Annotated in this window: 9 protein-coding genes; 2 read left to right on the forward strand and 7 right to left on the reverse strand. The window is 61.2% G+C overall.

Translation table 11 applies throughout. The features are described 5' to 3' along the window. Nucleotides 1–3: 3 nt before the first annotated feature. From HX823_RS10205 to HX823_RS10230, 6 genes are all read right to left on the reverse strand, one after another. Nucleotides 4–1,500: a sensor domain-containing diguanylate cyclase gene (locus HX823_RS10205; protein WP_133074623.1), complete on the reverse strand. Its 1,497-nt coding sequence runs from the start codon at nucleotides 1,498–1,500 to the stop codon at nucleotides 4–6. Between the two features lie 86 nt (nucleotides 1,501–1,586). After that, nucleotides 1,587–2,909: an OprD family porin gene (locus HX823_RS10210; RefSeq protein ID WP_177074793.1), complete on the reverse strand. Its 1,323-nt coding sequence runs from the start codon at nucleotides 2,907–2,909 to the stop codon at nucleotides 1,587–1,589. 264 nt (nucleotides 2,910–3,173) lie between these two features. After that, a complete protein-coding gene (locus HX823_RS10215) occupies nucleotides 3,174–4,538 on the reverse strand; it encodes a heavy metal sensor histidine kinase (protein ID WP_177074794.1) in 1,365 nt (454 codons plus the stop codon). Beyond that, the gene (locus tag HX823_RS10220; RefSeq protein WP_033899495.1) at nucleotides 4,528–5,205 is read right to left on the reverse strand and encodes a heavy metal response regulator transcription factor; all 678 of its coding nucleotides are present in this window, start codon (nucleotides 5,203–5,205) and stop codon (nucleotides 4,528–4,530) included. Before HX823_RS10220 ends, HX823_RS10215 begins: the two co-directional genes overlap by 11 nt. Before the next feature lie 31 nt (nucleotides 5,206–5,236). Next, a complete protein-coding gene (locus HX823_RS10225; RefSeq protein WP_033899497.1) occupies nucleotides 5,237–8,335 on the reverse strand; it encodes a multidrug efflux RND transporter permease subunit in 3,099 nt (1,032 codons plus the stop codon). Next, the gene (locus HX823_RS10230; RefSeq protein ID WP_038849919.1) at nucleotides 8,332–9,501 is read right to left on the reverse strand and encodes an efflux RND transporter periplasmic adaptor subunit; all 1,170 of its coding nucleotides are present in this window, start codon (nucleotides 9,499–9,501) and stop codon (nucleotides 8,332–8,334) included. The genes HX823_RS10225 and HX823_RS10230 overlap by 4 nt, the downstream gene beginning before the upstream one ends. 214 nt (nucleotides 9,502–9,715) lie before the next feature. On the opposite strand from HX823_RS10230, the gene HX823_RS10235 reads away from it, so the two are divergent. Both HX823_RS10235 and HX823_RS10240 read left to right on the forward strand, forming a co-directional pair. Continuing rightward, on the forward strand, nucleotides 9,716–9,949 hold the full coding sequence (locus HX823_RS10235; protein WP_033899501.1) for a hypothetical protein: 234 nt from the start codon (nucleotides 9,716–9,718) through the stop codon (nucleotides 9,947–9,949). A gap of 164 nt (nucleotides 9,950–10,113) precedes the next feature. Then, entirely contained in the window at nucleotides 10,114–10,884 is a 771-nt protein-coding gene (locus tag HX823_RS10240; RefSeq protein ID WP_177074795.1) for a transporter substrate-binding domain-containing protein, read from the forward strand. 51 nt (nucleotides 10,885–10,935) lie between these two features. On the opposite strand, the gene HX823_RS10245 is transcribed toward HX823_RS10240, so the two are convergent. After that, nucleotides 10,936–11,679 (reverse strand): YkgJ family cysteine cluster protein, encoded by a 744-nt coding sequence (locus HX823_RS10245; protein WP_038849926.1) that lies wholly within the window; start codon nucleotides 11,677–11,679, stop codon nucleotides 10,936–10,938. Nucleotides 11,680–11,705: the final 26 nt, after the last annotated feature.

Consider the following 11,705-nt stretch of genomic DNA (forward strand, 5'->3'; position numbering starts at 1 on the left):
TTTTTATGCCTGGTTATTCGCATCCACAATACGGTTACGCCCGGTGTGCTTGGCTTCGTAGAGCGCCTGATCCGCACTCAGCAACAACGCCTCCAGCGACTGACGGCTGCGCTTGTCCCAAGTGCTCATGCCGATGCTCACCGTAATCGGCTGTTCATCTCCTCCCACCCTCGGCAAGTGCTCGATACCGCTGCGGATATGCTCGGCAATCACCCAGGCGCCCTTGGCATCGGTCACCGGCAGCACCACCGCAAACTCTTCGCCGCCATAGCGCGCGGCCAGGTCGGCCGGGCGGCGGATATTGGTACCGATCACCTGGGCGACAGTGCGTAATGCTTCATCGCCGCCGTGATGGCCGTGGCGGTCGTTGAACGCCTTGAAGTGGTCCACATCGATCATCAGCACCGTCAGCGGCTCGGTCGAACGTTGCGCGCGGTCCCATTCCAGGCGCAGGCGCTCGTCCAGGATACGGCGGTTGGCCAAGCCGGTGAGCGCGTCGGTGGCTGCCAGTTCTGACAGCACGCGCTCGGTGCGATAACGGCGGCGCAGTTCCCGGCGCAGCATCCAGGTCAGCCAGAGCAAGCCGACACAGAGGATGCCGGTGGCACTGCTGACCAGCAGCGCGGCGCGTTGCCAGGGCGCGAATACGTCATCGGCGGAGAGCGCCACCACCACAATCAGCGGCAACTCACCGACGTTGCTGAACGTATACAGGCGTTCCTGGCCGGAAAGGGCGGAGATCGCCCGGAAACTCCCTTCGCCCTCGCGCAGCATGCGTTTGAAGTTGGGGCGATCGCTCAGGTCTTTGTCGATCATGTCGCGTTCCAGCAAGGGCTGCTGGGCCAGGAGGATGCCGTGGGTATTCAGCAGATTGACAGAGCTGCCATTGCCGATGGCCAGGCGGTTGAACAGTTGATCGAAGTACGCCAAGCGCATGGTCGCCACGGCCACACCGGCAAACTCACCGTTGGGGCCGGACACCCGGCGGCTGAATGCAATGCGCCACACCTGGTCGCAGGCACAGTGGATCTTGAATGGGCGACTGATGAACAACCCGGCCTGGGATGTACGTTGATGGGCCTGGAAGTAATCGCGATTGGCAAAGTTGCGCGGCGTCGGCCACAGCGTCGAAGAGTCGGCAATCACCGCGCCATTGGCGTCCAGTAACAGCACCTCACCTTTGAAGGGGGCCGCCGTGGATTGATCAAACTGCACCAGGTGCCGGATGTCCGGCGAAACCTGGTTCAAGTCCTGGCGCGTGGTGGCGGCGATCAGCCCTTGCAGCGCCAAGTCGTAGAGTTCGACGTTGCGCAGCACATCGGCATTGATCAGTTGGGTGATGTTGCTGGTGGCGCGCTTGGCGGCCTGCAGGGTGCTGGCGTGTTCGCGGATCAGCAGCGCCGCGACGATCACCACGATCAGGACGACAGTGAGGCCGCTGCCCAGCATCAGAAACAGCTCCGGGCGTGCCGGCAGGGTGCGAGAACTGGATTGACTCATCGGGCAGACTTCAGCGGTGAGGATGCTGGCAGTTTAGTTCTACCCGATGAAAATTAAATACTTGGTTAAAAAGAAAGATCTGTCCGTCAGAACACGTTGATCGGGTAATCAACGATCACCCGGTATTCATCCACGTCGCGATCCACCGCCGAGTAGCCGTTACTGCCGCGATTGGTCGCCCATTGCAGGCGCACGGCAAGATCCTTGGCCTTGCCGCCCTGTACCACGTACTTGAGGTCGATATCTCGTTCCCAGTGCTTGGCATCTTTGCCATCGGCGCTGTACCAGGCGCTGTAGCCACGGCTTTGCGGATCGACCTTGGTCAGGTCGGTCTTACCGCTGATGTAGGACACGGCCGAGGTCAGGCCGGGCATGCCGAGACCGGCGAAGTCGTAGGCGTACTTGAGCTTCCACGAGCGTTCGTTGGGGCCGTTGAAGTCGGAGTACTGCTGGGAGTTATCCAGGTAGATGCTGTCGCCCTGGGCAATGTAGTCGAACGGCGTATTGCCGTTGATCCGCTGGTAGGTGGCCGTGACGCTATGGTTTCCCACGCCGACGGTGAGGTGCAGGCTGTAGGTGTTGTTGTCGATATCCCCCAGCAGGGACTGGCCGGTGTCTTGGGTGTGATAGTAGTGAAGGCCTGGGTTGAGGCTGATCAGGTCATTCAGCGCGTAGGTGTAGTCCAGGTCGTAGTAGTACTGGTTCCACACGTCCTTGAGTTCGGAGGCGTAAAGGTTGCTGGTCAGCCCTTCGATGCCGCTGAACGACACACCGGCCCAGTTCATGTGCTGGCTGTCGGTATTATTCGGCAGAGCGCCGTAGCTGGTGCCGATGCGGCGGTGGCCGCTCTGGTTATAGAGCTTGGTGAAACTGGCCTGGCCGCCTTCGAACATCCAGCCGTCGAAGCTATGGTTGGTCAGGCTCACGCCGCGAAAGGTCTGCGGCAGCATACGGGTCATGCCGCCGGCGATCACCGGGTTGTTGAGGAACAGGTCGCCGGCTTTCAACTCGGTATCGAACCCACGCATTTTCAAGGTGCCGCCGGCCGTCGAGAACGAGCCAGGCGCCTTGCCGTTGCCACTGCCGTAAGGAAGGATGCTGGATCCGTCGGTGCCGCCACCGCCGTCCAGCTTGAGGCCGAGCATGGCGTGGGCGTCCAGGCCGAAACCGAGGGTGCCTTGGGTGTAGCCGGATTCGAAGGTGCCGAGAAAGCCCTGGCCCCATTCCTTGCTGTCGTCGGTGTGAATGTCGCGACGGTCGCGGTTCATGTAGTAGTTGCGGGTGTTGATGTTGAGGTGGGCGCCTTCGACGAAACCGTCGGCGGGGGTGGTGTCTGCCGCGTGGGCAAGGGGGGCAATCGTTGCTGCAATCGCGAGGAATAACGGGGTGAACGTCAGCGAGTTCTTCACCGGTGGAGCTCCTTTGGTCTATCGGAAACGGCCAATGTCGTTGGGTGTGCCTGGCCTTTTTTACGGCAAAAAAAAGCCGCTGAAGTCAGCGGCTTTAAGACAGATTCCCAGTGTAGAGCCCTGGAAAAAAGTCGAGGGAAATTCGGGTAAGCGGAGACTGCCTTTGCCGTCGCGCTCATCGATGCGTCAAATTAACGCAGGCGAGCGGTACGATACAGAGTGTAACAAGATAATGACTGTTGCCCAAATCGCAACAGTCAGAGGTTAGACCGGCAGGGTGATGCCAAACGTATTCCCGCCACCCTCGCTGCGCACGAACACATCACCGCCGTGCATCAAGGCAATCGCCTTGACGATGGCCAGACCCAGGCCGTGATTGGCCCCGCTGTTGCTGCGCGACGCGTCCACTCGATAGAAGCGTTCGAACAGGCGCGGCAGATGTTCGCTGGCAATCGCGTCACCGGGGTTGGTCACGCCGATTGCCACCTGGTGCTCCTGCACCTCGATGTTCACAACGATGACCTGTCCGGGTGCGGTGTGTTGTACCGCATTGCTCAGCAGGTTGATCAAGGCACGGCGAAGGTGGGCTTTTTCGATCTGCACCGTGGCATCGCCGCGTACCTGCACCTCGACTTGCGCGTCTTCGAGGATGAAGTCCAGGTAGTCGAGGGTGGTCGCCACTTCATCGGCCAGGGAGCTTTCGATCAGCTTGGTGGCCTTGCTGCCCTGGTCGGCGCTGGCGAGGAACAGCATGTCATTGATGATCGAACGCAGCCGCTCCAGTTCTTCGAGATTGGATTGCAGCACTTCGAAGTAATGCTCGGCCGACCGTCCTCGGGTCAGGGCCACCTGGGTCTGGCCGATCAGGTTGGTCAGCGGCGAGCGCAGTTCATGGGCCACGTCGGCGTTGAACGACTCCAGGCGCGAATAGGCCTGCTCGACGCGATCCAGGGTGGAGTTGAACGAGTTGACGAACTGGCTCAGTTCCGGCGGCAACGGTGACAGCTGCAGACGACCGGAGAGCTTGGGTGGTGCGAGTTTCTGCGCCTCATCCGAGAGTTTGCCCAACGGCTTGAGGCCGATGCGCGCGACCCAGAAACCCAATAACGAAGCGAGTACCACGCCGACCAATGCGAGGCTGACCAACGCGACCAACAGGTGGTGCTGGGTGGCTCGGAAATTCTCGGTGTCGATGGCGATCATGAAACGCAGCGGCGGGCGCTGATCCTTGGCCGGGAACTGGCTCACCAGCACCTTGAGCGGGTATTCGCGCCCCGGCAAGCGCAAGTCGCGCTTGCCCGTCGGCCCCTCGGCAAAGGCGCGGATCTGCGCGTCGGGGTTGCCATACTCGTAGTTCGGATCGCTGCTCACTACCCAGAAACGGATGCGTTTGTCTTCCTCGCCCAGTAACTTGAGCTTGGTCTGCATCTTCACCCAATGGTCCGGCGTGCCGAAGCGGTTGACCGAAGACTCCAACACGCTATAGCGCGCATCCAACTCGGCGCCCGGCAACAAACCCAGGCTGCGGTCCACCTGCTGATACAGCGCGCCGCCGATCAACAGGAAGATCAACGCCGCTACCAGCGTGAACATGCTGCTGAGGCGCAGGGCGATGGAGTTAGCCGACACTACGACTCTCCAGCACATACCCCATGCCCCGGATGGTATGCAGCAGCTTGGTGTCAAACGGCCCGTCGAGCTTGGCGCGCAGGCGCTTGATCGCCACTTCCACCACGTTGGCGTCGCTGTCGAAATTGATGTCCCAGACCATTTCCGCAATCGCGGTCTTGGACAGGATTTCGCCCTGGCGCCGCGCCAACACGCTGAGCAGCGAGAACTCCTTGGCAGTCAGGTCCAGGCGCAAGCCATTGCGGCTGGCCTTGCGGCTGATCAGGTCGATCCACAGGTCCGCGACGGTCACCTGCACCGGTTCATGCCCACCGCTGCGGCGGGTCAGGGCTTGCAGGCGGGCCACCAGTTCCAGGAAGGAAAACGGCTTGCCCAGGTAGTCGTCGGCGCCCTCGCGCAGGCCACGGATGCGGTCCTCCACGCGCTCGCGGGCAGTCAGCATGATCACTGGCGTCTGCTTGCGCGCACGCAACGCTCGCAATACGCCAAAGCCATCGAGGCCCGGCAGCATCACGTCGAGCACGATTACCGCGTAGTCGTTTTCCAGCGCAAGGTGCAAGCCTTCGACGCCTTCGCGCGCCACGTCGACGGTGTAGCCTTGCTCCGTCAGGCCGCGGTGCAGGTAGTCCGCGGTTTTTTCTTCATCTTCAATAATCAGGACGCGCATGAGCCTTTTGCTCCAGGCCGGGGCCTCAGCCTCATTGTGTGGCCGCCAACGCAGGCGTTGGTTTGGGCTTGTGGAAAAACTTCTCAAGGTACAAGTATATGACCGGCGTGGTGAACAGCGTCAGCGCCTGGCTCACCAGCAGGCCGCCGACCACCGAAATGCCCAGCGGCTGGCGCAGTTCCGCACCGGCGCCATAGCCGAGCATCAGGGGCAGGGCGCCGAGCAATGCGGCCAATGAGGTCATTATGATCGGCCGGAACCGTGTGATGCAGGCTTCGAAGATCGCATCATGGGGCGACAACCCCCGGGTGCGCTGGGCGTCCAGGGCGAAGTCGATCAGCAGGATACCGTTCTTCTTGACGATACCGATCAACAGCACCAGGCCGATCAGCGCCATGATCGAGAAGTCCTGGCCCAACAGCCACAACATGATCAGTGCGCCCAGGCCGGCCGAAGGCAACGTCGAGATGATCGTCAGCGGGTGCACGAAGCTTTCATACAGCACCCCGAGGATGATGTAGACCGCCACCAGCGCCGCAAGGATCAACCAGGGTTGGCTGGCCAGCGAACTCTGGAACGCCTGCGCCGCCCCCTGGAAGTTGCCGATGATCGAGGCTGGCATGCCGATTTCGTTTTTCGCCTGGTTGAGCAGGATCACCGCATCGCCCAACGCCACACCGGGCGCCAGGTTGAACGACAGGTTGGCGGCCGGGAACATGCCGTCGTGGCTGATGGACAACGGGCCGACGGTGGGCGCATCGACACTGGCGACCGCCGACAACGGCACCATTTCATTGGTCAGCGGCGAACGCAGGTAGAAGTAATTCAGGCTTTCGGCCTTGCCGCGCTGCTGGGTGTCCAGTTCCAGCACCACCTGGTACTGGTTTATTTCGGTCTGGAACTCATTGACCTGGCGTTGGCCGAAGGCGTCGTACAGCGCCTGGTCAACGTCGGTGGCGGTCAGGCCGAAACGTGCGGCGGCGCGGCGGTCGATGGTGATGTGGGTAATGCTGCCGCCCAGTTGCAGGTCGTTGGAGATATCGCGGAACGCGGGTATGGAGCGCAATTTTTCGGTCAGCCGCTGGGTCCAGGTGTTCAGCGTTGCGCCGTCGTTACTCTTGAGTACGTACTGGTATTGGCTACGGCTGGGGCCCGAGCTTAGGTTGATGTCCTGGCCCGCACGCAGGTACAGCACGATGCCCGGCACCTTGGCCAGCTTGGGGCGGATGCGATCGATGAATTGGCTGGCGGAGACATCCCGGTCGCCTCGGGGAACAAGGGAAATCCAGAAGCGACCGTTGGCGATGGTCTGGTTGCTACCGGTCACGCCGACGGAGTGGGAGAACGCCCGCACAGCCGGATCAGCCTTCATGATCTCAGCCAGCGCCTTGTGCTTTTCGACCATGTCCGGGTAAGACACGTCCGCAGCTGCCTCGCTGGTGCCAAGGATGAAACCGGTGTCCTGTACCGGGAAGAATCCCTTGGGGATAAACACATAGCCGGCCACGGCCAGCGCCAGGGTCAGCATGAAAATGCCGGCCATGGTGCGTTGGTGGGCCAGGGCGCGGCGCAGGGTTCTTTCGTAGGCTGCCAGCAGCCTTTCACCAAAGCCGGGTTTGTCATGGGGACGATGGCTGGGCGCATTCATGAACAATGCGGCCAGGGTCGGCGCGAGTGTCAGGGACACCACCACGGAAATCAGGATGGTCGAGGTGGCGGTCAAGGCAAACTCCTTGAACAGCCTGCCGACCACGCCGCCCATGAACAGCAGCGGAATGAAGGCTGCCACCAGGGACACGCTGATGGACACCACCGTAAAGCCAATTTCGCTGGAGCCCTTGATTGCCGCCTCGCGCTTGTCCAACCCTGTCTCAAGGTGGCGATGGATGTTCTCCACCACCACAATCGCATCGTCCACCACAAACCCCACGGCCACCACGATGGCGACCAAGGTCAGGTTGTTCAGGCTGAAGCCCATCACGTACATCAAGGCAAAACTGGCGATCAACGACACGCCCAGCACGCTGGACACAATTACGGTTGCCGACCACTGGCGCAGGAAAATCGCCATCACGCCGATCACCAGCAACACGGCGATCAGCAGGGTCATTTCGACTTCGTGTAGCGAGGCGCGGATGGTGGTGGTGCGGTCCATCAACACGCTGACCTGCACCGAGGCCGGCAGCATGGCCTCCAGGCGCGGCAGTTCGGCCTGGATGCGCTCCACGGTCTCGACAATGTTGGCGCCAGGCTGGCGGGTGATCACCAGGTTGACGCCGGGTGTGTCCACGGCCCAGGCCTGAACGTAGGCGTTTTCCGAACCATCAACCACCTTGGCTACGTCGCGTAGTTGAACGGGGGCGCCGTTCTTGTAGGAAACGATCAGGTCGCCGTATTCATCCGGGTGGAACAGTTGGTCGTTGGTTGCCAGGGTGGACACGCTGTTCTTGCCGTACAACGCACCTTTGGCCAGGTTCAGGCTCGATTGCTGGATCGCCAGGCGGATGTCGGCCAGGGTCAAGCCGATGGCGGCGAGCTTGTCGGGAGACGCTTGCACGCGAATCGCCGGGCGTTGCTGGCCGGTAATGTTGATCTGGCCGACGCCGTCGATCTGGCTGATCTGCCGGGCCAGCAGGGTTTCCACCAGATCGCTCAGTTCGGTGCCGGGCATGTCATGGGAGCTGACACTGACGATCAGCACCGGGCTGTCTGCCGGGTTGACCTTACGCCAGGTCGGCAGGCTTGGCATGTCGCTCGGCAACTTGCCGGCGGCGGTGTTGATGGCGGCCTGCACTTCCTGCGCAGCGGTGTCGATGCTCTTATCGAGGGTAAATTGCAGGGTCAGCAAGGTGGAGCCCAAAGCACTGCTGGACGTCATCTGGGTCATGCCGGGGATGGCGCTGAACTGCACCTCCAGCGGGGTCGCAATCGACGATGCCATGGTGTCGGGGCTGGCGCCGGGCAGTTGCGCGGTCACTTGGATCGTCGGAAATTCGGCTTCCGGCAACGGGGCGATAGGCAGCTTGGGAAAGGCAATCAGTCCGAGCAGCACCAGGGCGAAGGTCAGCAACAGGGTGGCGACCGGACGGTCGATGCACCAGGCGGAAATCGAGCCCCGCGATGTCGTCATGGCTGCACCTTGGCGTCAGCGGTCTGGATCGCCTGGGGTGGCTCCTTGAGAATTTCGACCTTGGCGCCGGCCTTGAGCCGCGACTGGCCATCGCTGACCAGCACATCGCCGACCTGAACACCTTTGAGGATATTGCGGTCGCTGTCCTGATACACCACTTGCACCGGCACGATGTCGACCTTGTCGCCGTTGACGCGGTACACGAAGTGCGAGTCCAGGCCGCGTTGCACAACGCTGGGCGGCACTGCCAGGGCGTTGCGGTCGAGGGCGGTCTGGATCTTGATCGTCACCAGCTGGCCCGGCCAGAGTTTCTGCGTGCTGTTGCTGAATTCGGCCTTGGCGCGGATGGTGCCGGTGGTGCCGCTGATCTGGTTGTCGATCAGGCTCAAGCGGCCTTGGCCCAGCAGGTCGGAGTTTTCACTTTCGGTATCGGCACCGAGGTAGGCGTCCACGCGTGCGGGATAAGCGGCCGCGATCAGGCCCTGCAATGTCGGTAGCATCTGTTGCGGCAGGGAGAATTCGATGGCAATCGGGTCGATCTGGGTCACCGAGAACAGCCCCTGGGCATCACTCATGCGCAGGAAGTTGCCTTCATCCACACTGCGGATGCCGACGCGGCCGGTGACCGGCGAGCGAATCTGCGTGTATGACAGCTGTACCTGGGCCGCGTCGATGGCGGCCTGATTTCCCTGTAGCGTTGCTTTCAGTTGGTTGACCAGTGCCTGTTGCTGGTCGTAGGTCTGCTTGGAAATGCCGTCATCAACGCTCAGTTCCTTGTACCGCTTGAGGTTGACCACGGCCACTTGCAGTTGCGCCTGGCTCTCGCCCAATTGTGCCTTGGCCTGGTCGAGGCTGGCGCGGATCGAGCGGTCGTCGATGGTCGCCAATAGATCGCCAGCCTTGACCAATTGCCCTTCCTTGACCAGCAATCGTGTGAGGATGCCGTCGATTTGCGGGCGGATGACCACGCTGTGCAACGACAGCACCGAGCCGATGCCCGTAACGTAGCGTGGCAAATCCTGCTCCACCACTTTCATCACGCGGACCGGCACGGCGGTGGAGGCGACCAGCTTGGTCTTGGCAGGCCGGGTCAGCGCCCAGGCCGCCACGGCCAGCAGGATGAGGACTCCCACGATCACTGCAGTTTTTCTTCTAGGAATGTGCATGCGGTAAGGCGCCAGGACGAAGGGAAAGAGATGGGGTGAGTATTTATAGCCTGCGGACCCGGTCAGTAAAGTGACCGCTATCTGACAGCCGCGTCAGTAAAGGCCTGACCACTCGTACGACGCAGGTCAAAGATTTGCGTTGCGCAGGTATACTTCCTACATACGTGGCCCTTAATGTGTGCCCGCATCACTTCCTGCACGCCCCGGAGCTTTCATGACATCCCCGACACAATCCCCTGTTGAAGCGACCGATCTCGTCGATTCGGCCAGCGCCGATGGCGTTGAAAAAGCCGAGATCCCGGCGTTCAAGTTTCCTTTCAAGCCGGGTGAGCTGGAGGGGAGCAAGAATAACGCCCAGCCCTGGTACAAGAACGGCGCCAAGAACGGTCATACCAAGACTCCAGGCATGGCACCGCCGGGCACTCGCCGCTCCATGGGTAAACGTTAAGAATAATTCGCTGCAATGTTTCACGGACGTTGCCTACGCTGATCGCCGAACTTTCTGCTTGTAGGCCTGCGATCCTTTCTTGAAAGCTTGCACAGTTTCTGCCCAGCCCTGATTTTTTACCCGGCTGGGCAGGAGGGAGCTCTTTCCGGAAAAGGACGTATCCTGTGGCCTTTGTACGCCTGTGTGTAGCGCTTGCCCTGTTACTTGCAGTGGATGCCGTCGCGGGCCTGGATCAACCGCGACGTGAAATCCGTTTCGCCGTCGCCGCTCTATTTCCGCCGTTCCAGAGCCGCAACCCGCAAGGGCAGTTGGTCGGCCTGAATATCGAATTGGGAAATGCCCTTTGCCAGCAGTTGAATGTGCGCTGTACCTGGGTCGACCAGGTGCTGGTGGAGAACTTCGCAGACCTTGAGGCCCGCCAATTCGACGCAATCATGGGGATCGCGCCAACCCCGAAGCGACGACGCTGGGTGAGTTTCACCGATATCCTCTACCCCTTCACGACACGGCTAGTGGCACGCCGAGACTCAGGGCTGATGCCGACCACAAAGTCCCTCAAAGGCAAGCGGGTCGGTGTGCTGCTGGGCAGTAATCGCGAAGCCTTCGTTCGGACTCAATGGGCCGGAAAAGGGGTGATCATCAAAAGCTTCTGGCTCAACGACGAATTGATCCGCAGTCTGGTGGCAGGCGATATCGATGCAACTTTGCAGGGCACCGTCGAAATGCGCAGCGCGTTGCTCGACACAGCAGCCGGCGAGGATTTCGACTTCATGGGCGCCGCCGTATCCGCCGAGATGTTGGGTGATGGCGTAGCGATTGCGCTGCGCAACACCGACACGGCCTTACGCACGGAGCTCAACCGCGCCCTCGAACAGCTCAAGCACAATGGCGAATACCAACGGATCCTTGCGCCTTATCGATTGGCCCCACAATGATGACTGTTGATTGCACGGAGCATGAGCCGGATCGGTGTTTGCGTTCTCGGTCTAAGCCGCGCGTAACGGGATAAACGCATAGTTGGCCGGCACCTCGGTGGCAATCTGCGCCCCGGCATCCAGCACTTGTTCGGCGATATCGAGCCCCGACACATGGAACACCCATTCATTGGCCACGCACGGCTGATTCACCGCCAACTCGATAGCCTGGGCGAAGGCGCCCATGTCTGGCAGATAGGCCGTAAATCCATCGCCCTTGAGCGCCGTGGTGCGAATGCCCAGCAAAGCGCACACCGCCTCTTTAGTCTGCACATCGTCGCGGTCGGCCTGGCGCGAGCGGCGGATCAGTTCAGCCAGTTCCTGGTCCATCAGCTCACCGCCGACGATCAGCGCCGGCCCCTGTTCCCAGGATTCTGGCGGGCAATCCTTGGCGGCGGGGTTCAACGGGATATGCGGATTGATTTCCATCGGGTAGATGCGGCACACCAATGGGCGGCGCTCATAGATGCGGCACCGGTTGTCGTCGTCAAGATTCCGGCAGCGTCCGGCGTTGTAGGCGGCAAAGGTGATTGCCACAAACGCCTCGGTATTGCCGCTGGGCACCACCACCGAACGGCGCTCGGCGTGTTCGCGTTGCTGCTGGGGCAGGCCCAGGCCATTGCATAGGAAACCTTCCACCAGAACGATGACGTTACCGCCGTCCGCCGCCCACATCCGGGCTTCTTCGAGGGTCAGGGGCACGTGGTGGTCGGAGCAGCATTTGCCGCAACCGACGCAAGAAAATTGAGTATTCATGGCGGATCTGTCACCAGGCTAGGTCA

Source organism: Pseudomonas sp. P7759 (assembly GCF_013386445.1).
Taxonomy (GTDB): domain Bacteria; phylum Pseudomonadota; class Gammaproteobacteria; order Pseudomonadales; family Pseudomonadaceae; genus Aquipseudomonas; species Aquipseudomonas azotoformans_A.